Origin of the sequence: Superficieibacter sp. BNK-5 (genome assembly GCF_047456055.1) — a bacterium.
Lineage (GTDB): Bacteria > Pseudomonadota > Gammaproteobacteria > Enterobacterales > Enterobacteriaceae > Superficieibacter.
In genome coordinates, this window is sequence record NZ_CP179893.1 from 3105747 (window position 1) to 3127579 (window position 21833).

Here is a 21833-nt window from a genome sequence, read left to right on the forward strand (position 1 = left end):
AGCGAGCAATGCTCCAGGGAGAGTGCCTTCTCTTCTGGTCTGCGTGGGCCGAGAAAATATGCACGAATCTTGCATATCCTGAAATGCATACAATTTTGTTCGTTTGTTAACGAACGCTGAGAAGGAAAAGAGATATGACCGCCTTAAGTAAAAAATGGTTAACAGGTCTGGTTACGGGTGCGCTGATGGCCGTCTCTGCTGGCACGCTCGCGGCTGAACAAAAAACGTTACATGTCTATAACTGGTCTGACTATATTGCCCCGGACACGGTGGCTAATTTCGAAAAAGAGACCGGGATTAAGGTCGTGTACGATGTGTTTGATTCCAACGAAGTGCTGGAAGGCAAACTGATGGCGGGCAGTACCGGCTTTGATCTGGTGGTGCCGTCGGCCAGTTTCCTTGAGCGCCAGCTTTCCGCCGGCGTATTTCAGCCGCTGGATAAAAGCAAACTGCCAAACTGGAAGAATCTCGATCCGGACCTGCTGAAGCTGATTGCAAAGCACGATCCGGAAAATAAATTCGCCATGCCTTATATGTGGGCCACCACTGGCATTGGCTATAACGTTGAGAAAGTAAAAGCCGCGCTCGGCGCTGATGCACCGGTTAATAGCTGGGATCTGGTGATGAAGCCGGAAAACCTGGCGAAGCTGAAAAGCTGCGGCGTTTCATTCCTCGACGCGCCGGAAGAAATTTTCGCTACCGTGCTGAACTACCTGGGCAAAGATCCTAACAGTACTAAAGCGGATGATTACACGGGGCCGGCAACCGATCTGCTGCTGAAGCTGCGGCCGAATATTCGCTATTTCCACTCTTCGCAGTACATCAACGATCTGGCAAATGGCGATACCTGCGTGGCTATTGGCTGGGCAGGAGACGTGTTGCAGGCCGCGAATCGCGCTAAAGAAGCAAAAAATGGCGTAAACATTGCCTATTCCATTCCGAAAGAGGGCGCACTGGCGTTCTTTGATGTCTTCGCAATGCCTGCGGATGCGAAAAATAAAGAGGAGGCTTATCAGTTCCTCAACTATCTGTTGCGCCCGGATGTGATTGCCCATGTTTCGGATCACATTTATTACGCCAGTGCCAACAAAGCCGCGACGCCGCTGGTCAGCGCTGAAGTACGCAATAATCCTGGGATTTATCCGCCGGACGACGTGCGCGCGAAAATGTTTACCCTTAACGTTCAGGAACCCAAAATCGATCGCGTGAGAACGCGTGCGTGGACGAAGGTGAAAAGCGGTAAATAACGGCGGATAAGTTTGCCCGCGACGTTAACGCTGGCGGGCAACGTCCTCCCCTGGCCGGGCGCGCTTCGTTGCCCGGCACCCCGCACCATCCTGATGCATTTGCACCATTTTTGTTTTATGCCGGAGAGCAACTGAGTGAATGACGCGATCCTCCGCCCGCAGGCGAAAACCCGTAAAGCGCTGACACCGCTGCTGGAAATCCGCAATCTGACGAAATCTTTCGACGGTCAGCACGCCGTGGACGATGTCAGCCTGACCATCTATAAAGGCGAAATCTTTGCCCTGCTGGGCGCGTCCGGCTGTGGTAAATCCACGCTGTTGCGCATGCTGGCAGGCTTCGAACAGCCCACCGCCGGGCAAATTGTTCTTGATGGCGTGGATCTGGCCCATGTGCCGCCGTATCAACGTCCCATCAATATGATGTTCCAGTCCTACGCGCTTTTCCCGCATATGACCGTTGAGCAAAACATCGCCTTTGGCCTGAAGCAGGATAAGCTGCCGAAAAGCGAAATCAATGCCCGGGTGGCGGAAATGCTGGCGCTGGTTCACATGCAGGAATTCGCCAAACGCAAACCGCACCAGCTTTCCGGCGGCCAGCGGCAACGTGTGGCGCTGGCTCGTAGCCTGGCGAAACGTCCCAAACTGCTGCTGCTGGATGAGCCGATGGGCGCGCTGGATAAAAAACTGCGTGACCGGATGCAGCTTGAAGTGGTGGATATTCTGGAGCGCGTCGGTGCAACCTGCGTGATGGTGACGCACGATCAGGAGGAAGCGATGACCATGGCCGGGCGCATCGCCATTATGAACCGGGGAAAATTCGCCCAGATTGGTGAGCCGGAAGAAATTTACGAGCATCCCACCACCCGCTACAGCGCGGAATTTATCGGTTCGGTAAACGTGTTTGAAGGATTGCTGAAATCGCGGGAAGACGATGGCCTGATCATCGAATCGCCGGGGCTGGTCCATCCACTGAAAGTCGACCCGGACGCCTCCGTGGTTGATAACGTCCCGGTTTACATCGCCCTGCGTCCGGAAAAAATCATGCTTTGTGATGAGGTCCCGGCGGACGGTTTCAACTTCGCGGTGGGCGAGGTGGTGCATATTGCCTATCTCGGCGATTTGTCGATTTATCATGTGCGGCTGAAAAGCGGGCAGATGCTGAGCGCTCAGTTACAGAACGATCATCGCTATCGCAAAGGGACGCCAACCTGGGGTGATGAGGTGCGTCTGTGCTGGGACGCAGATAGCTGTGTGGTACTGACGGTTTAAGGAGCGGCAATGAGTACATTAGAACCCCCGGCTCGCGCCCGTCAACCAGGCGGTGTTGCACGCTGGCTGGCAAAAATGCAGATGAAGCACGGGCGCAAGCTGGTGATCGCGCTGCCTTATCTCTGGCTGACCTTGCTGTTTCTGTTACCGTTTTTGATTGTCTTTAAAATTAGCCTCGCGGAGATGGCGCGTGCCATTCCACCCTATACCGATCTGATGGAATGGGCGGACGGGCAACTGTCGATTACCCTCAATCTCGGTAATTTTCTGCAACTGACCGACGATCCGCTCTATTTTGAAGCCTATCTTCAGTCGTTGCAGGTAGCGGCGATTTCAACGTTGTGCTGTTTGGCGCTGGGCTACCCGATGGCCTGGGCCGTCGCGCACAGCAAGCCTTCAACGCGCAATATTTTGCTGCTGCTGGTGCTTCTGCCGTCGTGGACGTCGTTTTTAATTCGCGTGTATGCGTGGATGGGCATTCTTAAAAATAACGGCGTACTGAATAACGTTTTGCTGTGGCTCGGCGTTATCGATCAGCCGCTGACCATCTTACATACCAATCTGGCGGTTTATATTGGCATCGTGTATGCCTATCTGCCGTTTATGGTTTTGCCAATTTATACCGCACTGACGCGTATTGATTATTCGCTGGTGGAAGCGGCGTTGGATCTCGGCGCACGTCCGATGAAGACCTTTTTCAGCGTGATCGTGCCGTTAACCAAAGGCGGGATTATTGCCGGGTCGATGCTGGTGTTTATTCCGGCGGTAGGGGAATTTGTGATCCCTGAACTGCTCGGCGGCCCGGACAGCATCATGATTGGTCGCGTGCTGTGGCAGGAGTTCTTTAATAATCGCGACTGGCCGGTTGCGTCTGCGGTGGCGATCGTGATGCTTTTGCTGCTGATCGTGCCGATCATGTGGTTCCACAAGCATCAACAAAAAACGGTGGGGGAGAACGGATGAATAATCTACCGGTAGTACGCTCGCCGTGGCGAATTCTTATTCTGATCGTCGGGTTTACGTTTCTCTATGCCCCAATGCTGATGCTGGTCGTCTACTCCTTCAACAGCTCAAAACTGGTGACGGTGTGGGCAGGATGGTCAACGCGCTGGTACGGCGAGCTGTTTCGTGACGACGCGATGATGAGCGCGGTGGGATTGAGCTTAACCATTGCCGCCTGCGCGGCAACGATGGCGGCGATCCTCGGGACGATTGCCGCGGTGGTGATGGTACGCTTCGGTCGTTTTCGCGGCTCGAACGGTTTCGCCTTTATGATCACTGCGCCACTGGTGATGCCGGATGTTATCACCGGCCTGTCGCTGCTGCTGCTGTTTGTTGCGCTGGCGCATGCGATTGGCTGGCCTGCCGATCGCGGCATGCTCACTATCTGGCTGGCCCACGTGACCTTCTGTACTGCCTACGTGGCGGTGGTGATTTCGTCGCGTCTGCGCGAGCTGGATCGATCGATTGAAGAGGCGGCGATGGATCTGGGGGCCGCGCCGCTGAAGGTTTTCTTCGTCATTACCCTGCCAATGATTATGCCAGCGGTGGTTTCCGGCTGGCTGCTGGCGTTTACCCTGTCGCTGGACGATCTGGTGATTGCCAGCTTCGTGTCGGGTCCGGGAGCGACGACGTTACCCATGTTGGTCTTTTCCAGCGTGCGGATGGGCGTCAATCCGGAAATCAACGCGCTGGCAACGCTGATCCTTGGTGTGGTCGGAATTGTCGGATTTATCGCCTGGTGTTTGATGGCGCGCGCAGAAAAGCAGCGGACGAGAGATATCCAGCGTGCAAGACGCGGATGATACGCCTAAAATCTTTGCAGAAATGGGCAATCGGTACGATTGATGACAAACCGTCCGTGGAACGCGGGGGCGACCACCGGGTGGGGCCTTCCTCCGGGGAGCCAATCCCGGCGTTTCCCCTGACCATCCCCTTTGTCAGCAGTCTGTCGGTGCCGCCTTTTAGCGGCACCGTTTTTCATGGAAGGCGAACACATTGGGATTTTTTACTAAAACTCGCCGCTCTGGCGCTCGTCTGAACGTCCCTGCCCTGGTGCAGGTGGCGGCGATTGCGATCATCCTGATTCGCTGCGTTGACCTGCTGATGCTGTTTAACCTGCTGGGCTGGAAAGGGCTTCAGGAACTGATCTTTCGTAGCGCCCAGACCTGGAGCCTGACGCTGGTGTTTATGGCGAGTCTGGTGCTGCTGTTTGTCGATATTCTTTGCGCTTTCTCAGTGGTCAAGGGACGAAGCTGGGCGCGCTGGCTTTATCTGTTCGCGCAGGCGTCAGCAGGTGCGTATTTGTGGGCCGCTTCCATTGGTTATGGTTATCCGGAACTTTTCAGCATCGCCGGAGAGAGCCGGGGTGAAATTTTTCATGCGTTAGTCATGCAGAAATTGCCGGATATTATGGTCCTGATGCTGCTTTTTCTCCCGTCGCCCAGCCGCCGCTTTTTCCGTCTGCAATAACAGTGGTACAATCGCCGCCCCTGAAATCCAGAAGGTTTTATTATGCAGTGCGCACTCTATGACGCCGGTCGCTGTCGTTCCTGTCAGTGGATTGACCAGCCGGTTGCCGATCAACTCTCCGCCAAAATGGCCGATCTTCGTGCATTGCTCGGCATGCGACCAGTGGGAGAGTGGTGCGCGCCGGTAAGCGGACCGGAGCAGGCATTTCGTAATAAGGCCAAAATGGTAGTGAGCGGCAGCGTGGAAAAGCCGCTGCTCGGCATGCTGCACCGCGATGGTACGCCGGAAGATCTCACCTCCTGTCCGCTCTATCCCGCTTCCTTTTCGGCGGTTTTTTCCGCGCTTAAACCTTTTATTGCCCGTGCCGGGCTGACGCCCTATAACGTAGCGCGTAAACGCGGAGAGCTGAAATATCTGCTGCTGACCGAAAGTCAGCAGGATGGCGGGATGATGTTACGCTTCGTCCTCCGCTCCGACGCCAAACTCGCGCAGTTGCGTGCAGCATTGCCTGAATTACAGGCGCAGCTCCCGCAGCTAAACGTGATTTCAGTAAATATTCAGCCGGTCCATATGGCGATTATGGAAGGGGAGAAAGAGATCTTCCTCACCGACCAGCAGGCGCTGGCCGAGCAGTTTAACAACGTGCCGCTGTGGATCCGCCCGCAGAGTTTTTTCCAGACTAACCCGACCGTTGCCAGCCGTCTGTATGCCACCGCCCGCGCCTGGGTGCGGGAGTTACCGGTAGCGCATATGTGGGATCTGTTTTGCGGCGTCGGCGGCTTCGGCCTGCATTGTGCCAAGCCTGCGATGAAATTGACGGGAATAGAAATTGCCCCGGAAGCGATTGCCTGCGCCAGACAATCCGCTGAGCAGCTGGGGCTGCATAATCTGCATTTTCAGGCGCTGGATTCCACGGCGTTTGCGACCGGGCAGGGCGACATTCCCGATCTGGTGCTGGTCAACCCGCCACGCCGGGGAATTGGTCAGGCGCTGTGTGATTATCTCAGCGAGATGGCCCCGTCATTTATTATTTACTCCAGTTGTAACGCACAAACGATGGCGAAAGATTTGCAGCAACTTCCGGGCTACCGGATTGCGCGCGTACAGCTTTTTGACATGTTCCCGCATACTGCCCATTATGAAGTGCTGACACTACTCATACGCGATTAACATTTCCAGAGGAAAGTTATGCGAACGCCTTCACGTTTTCTTTTTGCTGCGCCACAGGCACGGTTAAATGCAACCGGCTGGCTGGTGCTTGCTTTGCTATGCGCGGCGCTCCTGTACGGGTTTTATCGTATGGTTGCGGCTTTTATCATTGATGGCGAACCGTTGATTTTTTTTGTCTCGGCTCTCGTGGCGTGGCTGGTGATTGCCAGTATCCGCAGTAGCCGCCAGTGGCGTGTGCATCTTCGTATGTTGGCCAGGCAGCGCAGGGATTACAGTATCTGTGACTTTGCCCGCAGCTTTGATGCGCGTGAAGTCGATACGTGGGTTATTCGTGCCGTCTGGAACGTGTTAAGTGAAGGGGTAAACCGGGACGGCCCGGATGGTTTTACGGTGCCGATTTTCGCTGACGACCGCCTGGCAGATGAGTTTATGCTGGAAGATGACGAAGATTTGCTGGAGACCCTGGAAGATATGGCGCACAGAGCAGGGCGGAGCACTGAATTGCTGGGCACGGAAGGCTTTTCCGGTCCGGTGATCACCGTGCGGGATGCCGTGCTGTTGCTGAACGCGCTGCCGATGACCGGGGAGCGCAAGGGCCGGATGTGGACCGCGGTGTGATCGTCAGCCCGAACGATTTCCGCCTGCGGTGCCTTTTATGCCGGGTGGCGGCTACGCCTTACCCGGCCTACGAAAATACAGCACTTTCAGCCAGTTAACCCTCGCAGCAAGCAAAATGCTACCGGAGTTCACCGTCCATTTCCAGGCCCGCGCAAGCGCAGCGCCGCCGGGCACGTTCGGCTTATCGGGCCTGAAAACTTACTGCGGGAACCACTGGTCGCTGATTTTCTGATACGTACCGTTATCTTTAATCGCTTTCAGCGCGGCGTTCAGTTTTTCCAGCAGCGCTTTATTATCCGGGCGAACGGCAATGCCAAGGCCGGTGCCGAAATACTGCGGGTCCGTCACTTTCTCGGTTGCGGTGCCCAGCTGCGGATTGGTTTTCAGCCACTCGTTAACCACGGCGGTATCGCCAAATACGCCATCAATACGGCCATTTTTCAGGTCGATAATCGCATTCTGATAGCTGTCATAGGCCACGGTTTTGACTTCCGGATGCTTATCCTGAATATATTTCTGATGCGTGGTGCCATTTTCCATCCCGATACGTTTGCCCTTCAGATCGGCAAAGGTTTTGTAAGTATCTTTTTTAGCAATCACCACCGCTGAGTTAGCGTAGTACGGCTGGGTAAAAGCAACCTGTTTGCTACGTTCAGGCGTAATGTCCATTCCGGAAATCACCGCATCATATTTTTTGAATTTTAACGACGGGATCAGGCTGTCAAATGCGTGATTGGTAAAGGTACAATCGGCCTGCATTTGGGTGCACAGCGCTTTTGCCAGGTCAATATCAAAACCAACGATTTGGTTGCTGGCATCCAGCGATTCAAAAGGAGGATAGGTAGCAGAAACGCCAAAGTTGATTTTGTCTGCGGCGCTCGCGCCCGCTGCGAAAGTGGCAAGTAGTGCGGCCAGAACTAGCTTTTTCATGATGAAACTCCCGTCGTTCAATCTTATGTGTAGTGCCGGTAAGCGGCGTAAAAACACAATGCCACTATTTGAATTTGTATGCAATATAAATGATTAATTATTATATTCCAGCCATAAAAAAGCGGATAAGTTAGAGGCTTATCCGCTGGAAGTTTTCATGCTTATGCAATCTGCATCACCGGTTCCCGGGAGATCGGGATGCACCATCACGCGACGGCTTGTGCTTAGTTACGGCGCTCAAACACCAGCGCACGGCGTTCAATCAGACGCATCAGCAGCGTTAGCAGGCCGTTGACCACCAGATAGATCAGACCCGCTGCGCCAAATACCATCACGTCATAGGTGCGTCCGTACATCAGCTGGCCATGTCCCATCACTTCCATCAGCGTGATGGTGTAGGCCAGAGAGGTACTTTTGAACACCAGCACCACCTCATTGGAATACGAGGAGAGAGCGCGTTTAAACGCATAGGGCAGCAAAATCGCCAGGGTGTCTTTCTTACTCATTCCCAGCGCACCACAGGACTGCCACTGGCCGTCCGGAATCGCCCGGATGGCACCGTAGAACAGCTGCGTGGTATACGCGGCGCTGTTCAACGACAGGGCGATCAGCGCGCACAGCCACGGCTCGGAAATTAAGTGCCAGATCAGCGGATAATCCTGTAGCGTCGGAAACTGCCCCGGACCGTAGTAAATCAGGAAGATCTGCACCAGCAGCGGCGTACCGGTAAAGAGGGTGATATAGACACGCACGATCCACACCAGTACCGGCGTTTTGAGCGTCAGGATAATGGTGAAAATCAACGCCAGGATCAGAGCAACAACAATCGAGGCGACCGTCAGCGTCAGGCTGGTATGCAGCCCCTTCAGAAGCTCAGGTAAATACTCAAACATCAGCCCGGCCTCCGTTCAAAGCGCGTCGCGCGCAGGTCAATACGCTTAAGGACGTACTGACTCAATAACGTAATCACCAGATAAATTGCCGCCGCCACGATATACCAGGTAAAGGGTTCCTGAGTTCGCGTGGCGATGCTTTTGGTTTGCAGCATCAAATCGTTTACGCTGATAAGCGACACCAGCGCGGTATCTTTCAGCAGCACCAGCCACTGATTGCCGAGACCCGGCAGCGCATGCCGCCACATTTGTGGCATCACCAGGCGGAAAAAGATCGCACTCTTAGAAAGACCCAGCGCCTGACCCGATTCCCATTGTCCCATCGGCACCGCTTTCAGCGCGCCGCGCAGGGTTTGCGAAGCATAGGCAGCGTAGAGTAAGGAAAGCGCAATAACGCCGCACAGGAATGGGCTGACGTCAAAGTTTTCGATCTCCATCTGCACCGGGATCTGGGTAAAGCCGAGGTTAATGGAGAAACCGTCGGACAGCGTCAGCAATAGCTGTGAGGAGCCAAAATAGATAAACAGGACCACCAGGATTTCCGGTAGCCCGCGCATAATGGTTACCAGCGCCGTACCCAGCCACGCGACAGGACGCCATTTTACTGACTCCCAGACCGCGAACAGCATCGCCAGCACCAGGCCAATGACCAGCGCACAAACGGCAAGGCCGACGGTCATCCCGGCGGCGCTTGCAAGAGGAAAGAATTCGTTCATCAAAGATTACTTCTGGAACCATTTGTTGTAGATGGTCTCGTATGTCCCATCTTTCTTCACTTTTTCCAGCGCAGTATTAAATTTCTGCTGCAGGTCGGTGTTGCCCTGACGCACGGCGATACCAAGGCCAGTGCCGAAGTACTCTTTGTCGGTCACTTTATCGCCAACGGCAGCCAGTTTCGGGTTAGCTTTCAGCCACTCGGTAACCACGGCGGTATCACCAAATACGCCATCAATACGGCCATTCTGCAGATCCAGCTTCGCGTTCTGGTAGCTGTCGTAAGGCACCGTAGTGATTTCAGGATGTTTATCCATGATGAATTTCTGGTGAGTAGTGCCGTTCTGCACGCCCACTTTTTTGCCTTTCAGCTGGTCAATGCTGGTAAATTTACCCTGCTGACCAATAAACAGCGCCGAGTTGTCATAGTATGGGGTCGAAAATAGCACCTGCTTTTCACGTTCTGCAGTAATGTCCATTCCGGCCATCACCGCTTCAAAACGACGGAATTTCAGGCCCGGGATCAGGCTGTCGAACGCCTGATTAGTGAAGGTACAGGTGGCATCAATTTCTTTGCACAGTGCGTTCGCCAGATCGACATCAAAACCCACAATTTTGTTGTTGGCATCCACCGATTCAAACGGAGGATACGACGCTTCGGTGGCGAAACGAATGGTCTGGGCTGCCGTGGCGGAAAGACTGGCACTGGCGATTAGCGCGGCGATCAAAACTTTTTTCATTGTCATTTTCCCGATCTTCAGTGTGATAAATAGTGTTTAAAGGCGTCGGTTTGCGGATGCGTAAAGCAGCCTGCATCCCCTTGCTCAACAATATAACCATTTTCCATATACACCACGCGGCTGGCGGTTTTACGCGCCACTTCTACCTCGTGGGTGACAATCACCTGGGTGATATTGGTTTCCGCCAGCTCGCGAATAATGCTGACGATCTGAGCGGTGATTTCCGGATCGAGCGCCGCAGTTGGCTCGTCAAACAGCAATATCTGCGGTTCCATCATCAGGGCGCGGGCAATCGCCACTCGCTGCTGCTGGCCGCCGGAAAGGTGCAGCGGATAGCGATCGCTGTAGGGTTTCAGGCGCAAACGTTCGAGCAGCTTGTCCGCACGTTCCATCGCCTGCGCTTTACTCAGACCCAGCACCCGGCAGGGCGCTTCAATCAGATTTTGCACTACCGTGAGATGCGGCCACAGGTTGTACTGCTGAAACACCATGCCGACGTTCTGGCGCAGTTCGCGAATCGCTTTATCCGACGGTGTTTTTGCGAAATCAAATTGATTGCCTGCGATGCTGAGCGTGCCGGAACGCGGCATCTCAAGCAGGTTGAGCACGCGCAACAGCGAGCTTTTACCCGCACCGCTTGGGCCAAGCAGCACCAGCGTTTCACCCTGCGGGCAATTAAGCGTGATGTCGAACAGCGCCTGGTGTGCGCCGTAGAAGCAATTTATGCCGTTTAATTGAATACTCATCGGGGCAGTCTTGTAGCAATTGAGGCCGCAAATAGTACCTTTCACAGAATAGTTATGCAATATTTCTGCGTTAAAAGTTAACTATAAGCCGCGAGATATCTTAAACTTAGCACAAAATAGCGCCGGGGGAAGGGGCGAGGAGTAAATGTCGGTCCGCTTTGGTTAAGACCGACATTTAAATTTAAGGCAGTAAAATGGTTAGTGTTTTTCCAGCGACTGACGCAGCGTGCCGGCCGGTGCGTGGACGTTGCCACCGAGGTAACGCACATCATCTACCGCCCAGCACTGGCCTTCGCGGATCATTAACACTTCGTCCTGCCAGTTGTCGTTACCCTGTTGCAGCGCTACGCGCAGAGGAATATTTCGCGCATCGGTGTTCGGGATGGTAGAGGCGCTGGTAACGCGGGCGCTCTCTGGCGGTGTGTTACGACTGGAGAAAAGATCGGATTTCAGTAGCGCATTGTGGCTACTGTCATGGCTGGCATCGCTCAGCATTTTCGCCAGATCGTCACTTAAGTAAGGGCGCAGCGCGGTAATATCGTTATTCCGGTTCTGGATACGCGCGTCATAAAATTTCTGGGCCACCGTATCCGGACCGCCTTCCACACAAGGGCCGCTGCGGGTGCCGATGTCATTAAATGCCGGCGTGACGGTAGTGCAGGCACTCAACAGCAACGCGCACGGGATAAAAAGAGCGAGAGCAGAGTAGCGCATTCTGATTTCCTTATAAGCAATCTACGATAATAATGGTTATGCTTTTCAAGCATAGCGTATCAGTTCGATAATGCGTTTGGCATCCAGAGCTAAGGCATTGAACGTTAAACAAGGAGACAGACGATGCAATATTCAACGACACCGACTCTCGAAGGCCAGGCGATTGCTGAATACCGAGGTGTAGTGACCGGAGAAGCTATTCTCGGCGCCAATATCTTCCGTGATTTTTTCGCCGGGATCCGCGACATCGTTGGTGGCCGCTCCGGTGCCTATGAAAAGGAACTGCGCAAGGCGCGTGAGATTGCCTTTCAGGAACTTGGCGAGCAGGCTAAAGCGCTGGGTGCCGATGCGGTGGTTGGCATTGATATTGATTACGAAACGGTGGGTAAAGACGGCAGCATGCTGATGGTCAGCGTTTCCGGCACGGCGGTGAAATTACGCTAATGAGACGTTTTGCATGGAGTATTGCGCTGGCGCTACTGTTAACCGGCTGCGCAGGCGAAAAAGGGATTATTGATAAAGACGGGTATCAGCTGGATGTCAGGCATCCGGCGCAGGCGGCATATCCGCGGGTAAAAGTGCTGGTGATCCACTATACCGCCGACGACTTTGACACCTCGCTGGCAACCTTAACCGACAAGCACGTCAGCGCGCATTACCTGGTACCTGACGTGCCTCCACGGCATAACGGCAAACCGCGCATCTGGCAACTGGTGCCGGAGCAGGATCTGGCCTGGCATGCCGGGGCGAGTTTCTGGCGGGGTGCCACGCGCCTTAATGACACCTCCATCGGCATTGAGCTGGAAAATCGCGGCTGGCAGAAACGAGACGGGGTAAAATATTTTGCGCCGTTCACTCCCGTACAGATAGCTGCGCTGGTGCCGCTGGCAAAAGATATCATTGCGCGTTACCACATTGCGCCACAGAACGTGGTTGCGCATGCGGATATCGCCGCCCAGCGCAAGGACGATCCCGGCCCGTTATTTCCCTGGCAGGCGCTGGCGGAGCAGGGGATTGGAGCGTGGCCTGATGCGCAGCGCGTCGCGTTTTACCTGAACGGGCGAGCGCCGTCTGAGCCGGTGGATACGGCGTCATTGCTGGATCTTCTGGGCCGCTATGGTTATGAGGTCAAGCCAGAAATGACGGAGGCGCAACAGAAACGGGTGATTATGGCGTTTCAGATGCACTTCCGTCCGGCGCGCTGGGATGGTGTCGCAGATGCACAAACCCAGGCCATTGCCGAGGCGTTGCTGGAAAAATACGGCCAGGGTTGATGCTCGCCGCCCTCATCCTGAGGGGGAGGGGAGAATCTCTACTCAGCGGTGCAATTTCCCGTGATCCCGTAACCAGGCTGCCGTGCGCGTAATACCTTCATCCAGCGTTACCACCGGCTGATACCCTAACTCCTGCTGCGCCCGGCTAATATCCAGCGTGAAATCAAAATTCAGCTTGGACACCCCATAATGCGTAAACGTCGGTTCTTTCGCGGTTTTACTGCCAAAGCGCTCCATACTGCGGGCGACGATATCCAGCATTGGATAGGGCACCGACCGGATGCGGCAGTGAATATTTAGCTCGTCGATGAGCTTCTGCACAATATTATGCAGTTTCTGCGGTTCGCCGTTGGTGATGTTAAATGCGCGGCCGGAAGGCAGAGCGTCGCACGAGGGCTGGCTGGCCAGCCACATGGCGTGGATGGCGTTTTCGAAATAGGTCATATCGACCATCGCATCGCCGCCACGCGGCAGGAGAACGCTGCCGTAGTGGTGCATCATCTGCGCCAGGCGCGGAATGAATACCTTATCATGGGGACCAAATAAACTTTGCGGGCGCAAAATAGTAAAACGCGTCTGCGGATTGGCGCGTGCCAGTAACTGAATCACCTCTTCACCTGCCGCTTTGCTGCGGGCAAATTCATTGGCAAATCGCTGCGGGCGAAATTCTTCCTTCACATCGTGATGATGATGGTAATCGAAGTACAGTGAGGGTGACGAAATATGCACAAAATTGCGCACACCCCAGGCGACGGACCATTCCCCCAGACGACGCGTGGCGCGCACATTGGCGAGATCAAACGCCTCCTGCGTTCCCCACGGTGAGGTGAAGCTGGAGCAGTGCCACAGGGTATCGATACCGGCGAGCATAACCTTAGCCTGCGAAGAGACCAGTTCAGTGAGATCGGCCTGCACGAATTCTGCGCCCATTTTTTGCAGCAGCTTGCCCATCGCTTCATTACGACCGGTTGCTCTGACGCTGATGCCTTTACGACGCAAAAACTCGACCGCGTTTCGGCCTAAACCGCTGGTTGCGCCCGTTACCAGAACCTTCATATCAATCCGCTGTGTTTTAAAGAATTTCGTGCGCATTCTTCCGGTATTTTCGGCGCTATGCAATGGGAAAAATGAAAGAATCTGAGGTTAATGGCAAACCGTGTGCGGTTTTTAGCGCTCGGACCATATTCCGGGAAGATGGCCCCGGCGTTTCTCCTGTTAGCCTTTCTCTGCCAGACGGGCGATACGTTTTGCCATGCCGCGAAAGATGAACAAATGCGCCGGGATCATTAACAGCCAGTAAAACAGCCCCGGCATTCCGTGCGGGTGCCACCAGGCGCGGACGTCAAGCTGCCGATAATCACCTTTATCTTCCATAGTAAAGCTAAGGCGTCCCAGCCCAGGCGCTTTCATGCCAAACAGCAGCGCCAGCTCTTTTTCCGGATCGGCGATAATCACCTTCCAGCTATCAACGGCATCGCCTGACTGCAAAAACGGGCGCGCCGGGCGGCCTTTTGCCAGTGGATGACCGATAATCTTGTCGATCAACGCGCGGGTTTGCCACAGCGGATTGCCGAAAAAATAGCGCTCCTTGCCGCCAAGCTGGTTTACTACCCGCCACAGGGCGCTAAGGCTGGCGGAGGTCCTCAGCGTAAAGCCCGCTTGCTTAGCAAAATAGCCGTAGTCCGGCCGCCAGCGGGCGAATGCCTGCGCGTCGTAACCCCAGTCGCTTGAGTTAACCAGCTTCTTTTCTTCTTCCAGTGTGCTGCGCACCGCATCATCAAACGGGATCAGCGTCTGCGGAATTAACGCCCGAAGCGGACCGTCTTCAGCAAGAAGATCGTGTCTTAGTCCCTGGATCAGCGCTTTTGCCGTGGTGGGTGGGACCGAGGTAATAACATTCAAAAACCAGACCGAAATCCAGCGGGTAGGGAAGGGGATGGGAATTAACGGGCGATGCCGACCGCTGACCAGCATAAAACGCTCAAACTGTTGCTGATAGCTCAGCACCTGTGGCCCGGCGGCTTCAAAAATGCGATGTTCGCGCGCGGGATGATCCAACAGTTCCACCAAATAATGCAGCAGATTATTCAGCGCAATGGGCGTGGTCCGTGAGCGTACCCAGCGCGGCGGGGTGAGCACGGGCAGGTTATAGACCATATCGCGCATCACTTCAAAGGCGGCAGAACCCGCGCCGATGATAATCCCGGCGCGCAGTTCGGTCACCGGCACACCGGACTCGCGCAGGGTCTCTGCCGTGAGTTGCCGGGCGCGCAGATGGTCGGACTGCTGGTGTTCCGGTGCCTGAAGTGAGCTGAGGAAAATCAGTTGGCTGACCGGACTCTCACGCAGGGCATCGCGAACGTTGAGGGCAACCTGACGCTCATGGGCAACAAAATCACCGCCTTCGCCCATGCCGTGAACCAGATAGTAAACGGTCTCAACATTTTTCAGCAGTTCCGGTAACGCCTTCGGCCAGCAGAGATCCAGTGAATGACAGCTCACGCCGGGCAGCGCCATCTTCTCCAGCCGCTCAATATGCCGTGCCGCCGCCAGCACCTGATGCCCCTGCTGGCTCAACGCTCTGATCAGGTGTTGACCAATATAGCCACTGGCCCCCAGTACCAGAATACGTTGCGGCACGGTGTGCTCCTTAGCGGTTGAGAAACGCTTGCCAGTGAGCAACGAGTTGCTCTAGCTGCTCGCGGCTGACATCAAGATGGGTCACCAGACGCACCACCGGAGAGGCGTTGATCAGGATATCCTGCGCACGCAGATGTTCGCCCAGCGCGGCGGCGTTCTCTTCACCGACGCGGACAAACAGCATATTCGTGTCATGACGCATGACATCCGCACCTATTTCTTTCAATTGGGCAGCAAGCCAGGCGGCGTTGTCGTGATCTTCACGCAAGCGGGCAACATTATGTTTTAACGCGTACAAACCGGCCGCCGCCAGAATCCCTGCCTGACGCATACCGCCGCCGGTCATCTTCCGCCAGCGGGTAGCGCGTTTAATATAGTCGTGACTGCCGACCAGCAGCGAGCCTACCGGCGTGCCTAATCCCTTTGATAAACAGATGGTGAAGGAATCGCAGTACTGCGTAATCTCTCTCAATTCACAGCCATACTCCACCACGGCGTTGAAGATGCGCGCGCCGTCAACGTGCAAACTCAGACCGCGGCTACGGGTAAACTCCCACGCCGCCTGGAGATATTCTCGCGGCAGGACTTTACCGTTATGGGTATTTTCCAGACTGAGCAGTTTAGTGCGGGCGAAGTGGATATCGTCGGCTTTGATTTTGGCGGCGACTTTATCCAGCGGTAGGGTGCCATCGGAGGCGGCATCAATAGGCTGCGGCTGAATGCTGCCGAGCACGGCGGCACCGCCTGCTTCATAGAGATAGTTATGCGCGCCCTGGCCGACGATATATTCTTCGCCACGTTCACAGTGGCTGAGAAGGGCAACCAGGTTGGCCTGGGTGCCCGTCGGCAAAAACAGCGCCGCCTCTTTACCAGCCAGATCGGCGGCATAACGCTGAAGTTCATTAACGGTAGGATCGTCACCGTAAACGTCGTCGCCGACCGGAGCGGCCATCATGGCGTCAAGCATGGCGCGCCCCGGACGGGTTACGGTATCACTGCGTAGATCAATCACGGCATTTCCTTTTTTGATTCAGGATGATGCCCTATTTTTACCTGAGCCAGTTGGTTTTTGCCAGTTCCAGCACCTCGTCACCGCGCCCGTTAATGATCGCGCGCAACATATAGAGGCTAAAGCCTTTGGCCTGTTCAAGTTTAATTTGCGGTGGCATAGCCAGTTCTTCTTTCGCTACCACCACGTCCACCAGTACCGGACCGTCGGTGGCAAAGGCGCGTTGCAGCGCGTCGTCAATATCAACCGCTTTCTCGACGCGAATACCGGTAATGCCGCAGGCATCGGCGATACGGGCAAAGTTTGTGTCGTGAAGATCGGTACCGTCAGTCAAATAACCCCCGGCCTTCATCTCCATCGCCACAAAGCCCAGCACGCTGTTATTAAAGACGATAATTTTTACCGGCAGCTTCATCTGCACCACCGACAGGAAGTCGCCCATCAGCATACTGAAACCACCATCGCCACACAGGGCAACGACCTGACGGTTCGGCGCGGTAGCCTGTGCGCCCAGTGCCTGTGGCATGGCATTGGCCATCGAACCGTGGTTAAAGGAGCCTAACAACCGACGCTGACCGTTCATTTTCAGATAGCGGGCGGCCCAGACCGTAGGCGTACCCACGTCGCAGGTAAAAATAGCGTCGTCATCGGCATAATGGCTAATCTGCTGCGCCAGATACTGCGGGTGGATCGCTTTCTCACTGGGTTTCGCCAGCGCGTCCAGATCTTTACGCGCTTCGCGGTAGTGCTTCAACGCGGTATCCAGGAAGCGGGTATCGGTATTTTCTTCCAGCAGCGGCAGCAGGGCGCTTAATGTGGCTTTGATATCGCCAATCAGCGCCATATCAACCTTGCTGTGTGCGCCGATACTTCCCGGATTGATATCGATCTGGATAATTTTGGCATCGGTCGGGTAGAAGGCGCGATACGGAAATTGGGTACCCAGAAGCACCAGCGTATCGGCATTCATCATGGTGTGAAAACCGGAGGAGAAGCCGATCAGCCCGGTCATTCCCACATCATAAGGGTTGTCATATTCGACATGTTCTTTGCCACGCATCGCATGGACGACAGGCGCTTTTACTTTACCGGCGAATTCTACCAGTTCGGCATGCGCCCCGGCACAGCCGCTGCCGCAGAGCAGGGCGATTTTGCTGGAATAACGCAGTAGCTGGGCCAGTTTTTTCAGTTCTTGTTCTGCGGGGGTGACTACTGGTTGCGGGGCGGGATACCAGTGGCTGCTGGCATTTTCCGGCGCTGCCTGAAGGGCAACGTCGCCCGGCAACACAATGACCGACACGCCGCGATTAAGCACGGCTTTACGCAGGGCAATAGCCAGCACCTGAGGGATCTGCTCTGGCGATGAGACCAGTTCACAGTAATGGCTGCATTCGCGGAACAGCTCCTGTGGATGCGTCTCCTGGAAATAACCGCTGCCGATTTCACTGGACGGAATATGCGCGGCGATGGTCAGTACCGGAACGTGGTTACGATGACAGTCAAACAGGCCGTTAATTAAATGCAGGTTACCAGGCCCGCAGGAACCGGCACAAACTGCCAGTTCGCCCGTCAACTGTGCTTCTGCACCGGCGGCAAACGCGGCCACTTCTTCGTGGCGGGTAGGCATCCAGTCAATCGTGCCCATTTTGTTCAGACTGTCGCTCAGGCCATTCAGTGAATCACCTGTGACGCCCCAGATACGTTTGACACCCGCTTGTTCCAGTGTTTTAGCAAGATAAGCGGCAACGGTTTGTTTCATGGGTTTCCATCTCCTTTGTGTGATACCGCTTACAAGCTTAGGTCAGATCCAGGGAGGCGCGCAGAAAACCTCCGTGCATAAAGGCGCTATCTTTCGTATTGCGGAAGGCGTAATGTGAAGCAGTCGCATTTAAAACAAGAGGCATTTCAAATGGTTAAGAAATTGTTAATTGCCGTCAATAGAACCCTTTCACATGAAGATTTTGGCAAGCTGCTGTTACGCATTGCCGTGGGCGGGTTAATGCTTTTCCACGGGCTGCACAAACTGTTTGATGGCATCGACGGGATCCGTGGCATGGTGGTTGCGCAGGGTTTACCGGGGTTTGTTGCCTATGGCGTGCTGATTGGCGAAGTGTTAGTGCCGTGTTTGATTATCCTGGGTATTTTGACGCGTCCGGCGGCGCTGGTATTGTCTTTTACCATGCTGGTGGCGTGGTTGATGGTAGGGATTAATAATACCTGGATGCTGGATAAAACTGGCGCATGGGCGATTGAAAATATTGCTTACTTCTTTATCGGTGGGCTGGCGATTGCTTTTATGGGGGCGGGGCGTTATTCAGTCGTGCGCGATCCGGCGTGGCGATAAAACGGTAGCGACGTGCCATTTTGCCCGGTGGCGCTGCGCTTACCGGGCCTACAGACAAGCTGACAACCGTGATCCGTAGGCCGGGCAAGCGCAGCGCCCCGGCATGTTACCAAAGGATGCGATCGATCCGTAGGCCGGGCAAGCGAAGCGCCACCCGGCATGTTACCAAAGGATGCGGCCGATCCGTAGGCCGGGCAAGCGCAGCGCCCCTGGCATGTTACCAAAGGATGCGGCCGATCCGTAGGCCGGGTAAGCGAAGCGCCACCCGGCATATTTTGCTCCTCAGGCCAGCACCAGCTCCCCTTGCGGATGACATGAACAGGCCAGCACATACCCGTCAGCAATTTCCGCATCGCTCAGCGTCATGGTGCTACTAACCGTATACTCACCGGAAACCACTTTGGTTTTGCAGCAGCCACACACGCCTGCGCGGCAGGCAACGGTGATAGGCACCTTATTGCTCTCCAGAGCCTCCAGCAGCGTGGTGCCCACCGGCGCATAAAACTCCTGCACCGGGGCAAGCTTCGTGAACTTCAGTCCCTCATTCGCCGCCTGTGCAACCGGCGTAAAGAACTTCTCTTTAAAGAATTTCGTCACGCCAAGCGCTTTCACTTCCTGCTCAGCGAGGTCCATATACGGCGCTGGCCCGCAGGTCATTACAGTACGTGAAGCCAGGTCCGGCACTTGCTGTAATAGCTCAGGCGTCAGTCGACCGGAGATAAATCCCCCGGTCGCCTCATTTTCCGCGACCAGCGTGACCGGAAACTGCTGCCACTCTTCGGCAAAAATCACATCCTGCGGTGAACGAACGTTAAAGATCACCTGCACGTCGGCCTGTGGACGATACTTCGCCAGCCAGCGGCGCATCGACATTACCGGCGTCACGCCGCAACCTGCCGCCAGCATCAGGAACTTGTCTTCAGCTTTATCTTCACAGGTAAAGTCGCCCATCGCGTCGGACAACCAGATATAGTCGCCGCGTTTCACATCGCGGGTTAACCACTGTGAACCTGCACCCTCGTCAATCCGGCGGACGGTCAGGGTAATATACTCGCTCACCCCCGGCGTAGACGAAATCGTATAGGCGCGCAGCGTCTCTGCCGAATTGCGCACGCTGACCAGCGCATACTGACCCGCGCGGTACGGGTAATAATCGTGACACAGCAGCGAAAGGGTCCACACATCCGGCGTTTCCTGATGAATATGGTGAACCTGCATCCGCCATGGACACTGCGTGGTGGGTATCGTCATCATCACACTCCTTACGCGCTCAGCAACTGCTTCATATCTTCTTCAACCGTGGTCACGGAACGCAGACCAAACTTCTCGTTGAGAACCGCCAGCAGATCCGGGGTGAAGAAGCCTGGTGCGGTCGGCCCGGTGACGATGTTTTTCACGCCGAGAGAGAGCAGGGTCAGCAGAATGACAATCGCTTTCTGTTCAAACCAGGAGAGCACAAGCGACAGCGGCAAATCGTTAACGCCACAGCCCAGTTTCTCTGCCAGCGTCACCGTCAGAATAATCGCGGAATAGGCATCATTACACTGACCGGCATCCACCAGACGCGGTAGACCTTCGATATCGCCAAAGTCCAGTTTATTGAAGCGGTATTTACCACAGGCCAGCGTCAGGATCAGGCAGTCGTCCGGCACGCTGGTGGCGAAGTCGGTGAAATAATTACGTTCGCCGCGTGCACCATCACAGCCGCCAACCAGGAAGATGTGACGCAGTTTTTCGCGGCTCACCAGGTCAATCAGAGTGTCCGCTGCGCCCAGCAGGGTCTGACGGCCAAAGCCAACGGTGATCAGGTGCGGAATTTCGCTGTACGGGAAGCCTGCCATCTGCTGCGCCTGAGCGATCACCGGCGCGAAGTCGTCGCCTTCAAGATGGCTAACGCCCGGCCAGCCGACGATGCTGCGGGTCCAGATACGGTCATCATATGCGCCGACGGTCGGATCGATAATGCAGTTAGAGGTCATCACAATCGGGCCAGGGAAGCGGGCGAACTCTACCTGTTGGTTCTGCCAGCCGCTGCCGTAGTTACCGATCAAATGTTTGAATTTGCGCAGTTCCGGATAACCGTGCGCGGGGAGCATTTCACCGTGGGTATAGACGTTAACGCCGGTACCGTCTGTCTGCTCAAGCAGGTTGTACAGGTCTTTCAGATCGTGACCGGAGATCAGAATACATTTGCCTTCGGTCGCTTTAACGTTGACCTGGGTCGGCGTTGGATGACCATATTTGGTGGTTTCACCGGCATCCAGAATGCTCATCACTTTGAAGTTCATCTGGCCGATTTCCATTGAGCACTCCAGCAGAGCGTTCATATCGGAAGGCCACGTCCCCAGCCACGCCATGATTTTATGGTACTGCGCGTAGATATCGTTATCGTACTGCCCGAGAACGTGCGCGTGTTCCATATAAGCCGCCGCGCCTTTCAGGCCGTACAGGCACAGCAGACGCAGGCCGAGAATGTTCTCGCCAATATCGACTTTATCTTTATTCGGAGTGAAATCTGCCGCCTGACGCTGTAAGTCGCCTAAATCGGCACTGACCAGTTCCAGCTCGGCCATGGGATTAGTCACAGCGGCGCTGGCATCCACGCTCAGGCATTGCGCTTTCAGCGCCTCGCGCAGGGCAATGGCATCGCGTGCATAGCCCACGATACGCGGGGAATCGAAGTTAACGTTGGTTAAGGTTGAGAAGAACGCGCGCGGCGCAAAGTTATCGACATGGTGGTCGATAATGCCGTATTCGCGCGCCTTGATGGCCCAGGCGGAAAGACCCTGTAACGAGGCGATCAGCAGATCCTGTAGGTCAGAGGTTTCAGCTGTTTTCCCGCACATACCCTGCGCGTAAGAGCAGCCGTTCCCTGCCGGGGTACGGATGGTTTGTTCACATTGCACACAAAACATGGTCACACCTTTTTTAAAGTTATATTTAAAATACATGTTTAAGATTATGCTGGTCGCAGGAGGCTGAAAAGGAATTTGTGCGGTAAGTTACAGGGAGATTGATTTAGCTCAATTTTGGCGGCAGAGGACTACCACCAA

General features: G+C 55.0%; 22 protein-coding genes. 10 read left to right on the forward strand and 12 right to left on the reverse strand.

Features of this window, described 5'->3' with window-relative positions; all coding sequences use genetic code 11:
• Window positions 1–134: 134 nt before the first annotated feature.
• From potF to ACMGGS_RS14925, 7 genes are all read left to right on the forward strand, one after another.
• Window positions 135–1247, forward strand: a complete 1113-nt coding sequence (gene potF / locus ACMGGS_RS14895) for a spermidine/putrescine ABC transporter substrate-binding protein PotF (RefSeq protein WP_176920595.1) — start codon at window positions 135–137, stop codon at window positions 1245–1247.
• A 135-nt stretch (window positions 1248–1382) separates the two neighbouring features.
• Window positions 1383–2516, forward strand: a complete 1134-nt coding sequence (gene potG, locus ACMGGS_RS14900) for a putrescine ABC transporter ATP-binding subunit PotG (protein ID WP_414163270.1) — start codon at window positions 1383–1385, stop codon at window positions 2514–2516.
• Window positions 2517–2525: 9 nt separating this feature from the next.
• A complete protein-coding gene (gene potH, locus ACMGGS_RS14905; protein ID WP_194205564.1) occupies window positions 2526–3479 on the forward strand; it encodes a putrescine ABC transporter permease PotH in 954 nt (317 codons plus the stop codon).
• The gene (gene potI / locus ACMGGS_RS14910; RefSeq protein ID WP_176920598.1) at window positions 3476–4321 is read left to right on the forward strand and encodes a putrescine ABC transporter permease PotI; all 846 of its coding nucleotides are present in this window, start codon (window positions 3476–3478) and stop codon (window positions 4319–4321) included. The genes potH and potI overlap by 4 nt, the downstream gene beginning before the upstream one ends.
• Window positions 4322–4514: 193 nt before the next feature.
• Entirely contained in the window at window positions 4515–4988 is a 474-nt protein-coding gene (locus ACMGGS_RS14915; RefSeq protein WP_194205566.1) for a YbjO family protein, read from the forward strand.
• Window positions 4989–5030: 42 nt separating this feature from the next.
• A complete protein-coding gene (rlmC, locus tag ACMGGS_RS14920; protein WP_414163271.1) occupies window positions 5031–6158 on the forward strand; it encodes a 23S rRNA (uracil(747)-C(5))-methyltransferase RlmC in 1128 nt (375 codons plus the stop codon).
• Between the two features lie 18 nt (window positions 6159–6176).
• The gene (locus ACMGGS_RS14925; protein ID WP_414163272.1) at window positions 6177–6776 is read left to right on the forward strand and encodes a hypothetical protein; all 600 of its coding nucleotides are present in this window, start codon (window positions 6177–6179) and stop codon (window positions 6774–6776) included.
• Window positions 6777–6974: 198 nt separating this feature from the next.
• On the opposite strand, the gene artJ is transcribed toward ACMGGS_RS14925, so the two are convergent.
• The 6 genes from artJ to ACMGGS_RS14955 form a co-directional block, all read right to left on the reverse strand.
• Window positions 6975–7706, reverse strand: a complete 732-nt coding sequence (gene artJ, locus ACMGGS_RS14930; protein WP_176920602.1) for an arginine ABC transporter substrate-binding protein ArtJ — start codon at window positions 7704–7706, stop codon at window positions 6975–6977.
• 224 nt (window positions 7707–7930) lie between these two features.
• A complete protein-coding gene (gene artM, locus ACMGGS_RS14935; protein WP_194205570.1) occupies window positions 7931–8599 on the reverse strand; it encodes an arginine ABC transporter permease ArtM in 669 nt (222 codons plus the stop codon).
• Window positions 8599–9315 carry an arginine ABC transporter permease ArtQ gene (gene artQ / locus ACMGGS_RS14940; RefSeq protein ID WP_414163273.1) on the reverse strand — a complete coding sequence of 239 codons (717 nt, stop codon included), beginning with the start codon at window positions 9313–9315 and terminating at the stop codon, window positions 8599–8601. Before artQ ends, artM begins: the two co-directional genes overlap by 1 nt.
• A 6-nt stretch (window positions 9316–9321) precedes the next feature.
• Window positions 9322–10053 (reverse strand): arginine ABC transporter substrate-binding protein ArtI, encoded by a 732-nt coding sequence (gene artI, locus ACMGGS_RS14945; protein WP_414163274.1) that lies wholly within the window; start codon window positions 10051–10053, stop codon window positions 9322–9324.
• Window positions 10054–10070: 17 nt separating this feature from the next.
• The gene (artP, locus tag ACMGGS_RS14950) at window positions 10071–10799 is read right to left on the reverse strand and encodes an arginine ABC transporter ATP-binding protein ArtP (RefSeq protein ID WP_176920606.1); all 729 of its coding nucleotides are present in this window, start codon (window positions 10797–10799) and stop codon (window positions 10071–10073) included.
• Window positions 10800–10997: 198 nt separating this feature from the next.
• Complete coding sequence (locus tag ACMGGS_RS14955) at window positions 10998–11513, reverse strand: lipoprotein (RefSeq protein WP_414163275.1); 516 nt, start codon at window positions 11511–11513, stop codon at window positions 10998–11000.
• 123 nt (window positions 11514–11636) lie between these two features.
• Here ACMGGS_RS14955 and ACMGGS_RS14960 point away from each other — a divergent pair, with 123 nt between their 5' ends.
• Window positions 11637–11957, forward strand: a complete 321-nt coding sequence (locus ACMGGS_RS14960; protein WP_414163276.1) for a heavy metal-binding domain-containing protein — start codon at window positions 11637–11639, stop codon at window positions 11955–11957.
• Window positions 11957–12787 carry an N-acetylmuramoyl-L-alanine amidase gene (locus ACMGGS_RS14965; RefSeq protein WP_414163277.1) on the forward strand — a complete coding sequence of 277 codons (831 nt, stop codon included), beginning with the start codon at window positions 11957–11959 and terminating at the stop codon, window positions 12785–12787. The genes ACMGGS_RS14960 and ACMGGS_RS14965 overlap by 1 nt, the downstream gene beginning before the upstream one ends.
• Before the next feature lie 42 nt (window positions 12788–12829).
• On the opposite strand, the gene ACMGGS_RS14970 is transcribed toward ACMGGS_RS14965, so the two are convergent.
• From ACMGGS_RS14970 to poxB, 4 genes are all read right to left on the reverse strand, one after another.
• Window positions 12830–13843 carry an NAD-dependent epimerase/dehydratase family protein gene (locus ACMGGS_RS14970; protein WP_414163278.1) on the reverse strand — a complete coding sequence of 338 codons (1014 nt, stop codon included), beginning with the start codon at window positions 13841–13843 and terminating at the stop codon, window positions 12830–12832.
• A 159-nt stretch (window positions 13844–14002) separates the two neighbouring features.
• On the reverse strand, window positions 14003–15427 hold the full coding sequence (locus ACMGGS_RS14975) for a DUF2867 domain-containing protein (RefSeq protein WP_414163279.1): 1425 nt from the start codon (window positions 15425–15427) through the stop codon (window positions 14003–14005).
• A gap of 10 nt (window positions 15428–15437) precedes the next feature.
• Window positions 15438–16439, reverse strand: coding sequence for a low-specificity L-threonine aldolase (gene ltaE, locus ACMGGS_RS14980; protein WP_414163280.1), 1002 nt, complete (start codon window positions 16437–16439; stop codon window positions 15438–15440).
• Window positions 16440–16476: 37 nt separating this feature from the next.
• Complete coding sequence (gene poxB / locus ACMGGS_RS14985) at window positions 16477–18195, reverse strand: ubiquinone-dependent pyruvate dehydrogenase (RefSeq protein ID WP_414163281.1); 1719 nt, start codon at window positions 18193–18195, stop codon at window positions 16477–16479.
• Between the two features lie 150 nt (window positions 18196–18345).
• On the opposite strand from poxB, the gene ACMGGS_RS14990 reads away from it, so the two are divergent.
• Complete coding sequence (locus ACMGGS_RS14990; protein WP_194205576.1) at window positions 18346–18780, forward strand: DoxX family protein; 435 nt, start codon at window positions 18346–18348, stop codon at window positions 18778–18780.
• A gap of 282 nt (window positions 18781–19062) precedes the next feature.
• On the opposite strand, the gene hcr is transcribed toward ACMGGS_RS14990, so the two are convergent.
• Window positions 19063–20031: an NADH oxidoreductase gene (hcr, locus tag ACMGGS_RS14995; protein ID WP_414166286.1), complete on the reverse strand. Its 969-nt coding sequence runs from the start codon at window positions 20029–20031 to the stop codon at window positions 19063–19065.
• An 11-nt stretch (window positions 20032–20042) separates the two neighbouring features.
• Window positions 20043–21695, reverse strand: coding sequence for a hydroxylamine reductase (gene hcp / locus ACMGGS_RS15000; RefSeq protein WP_414163282.1), 1653 nt, complete (start codon window positions 21693–21695; stop codon window positions 20043–20045).
• Window positions 21696–21833 lie beyond the last annotated feature (138 nt).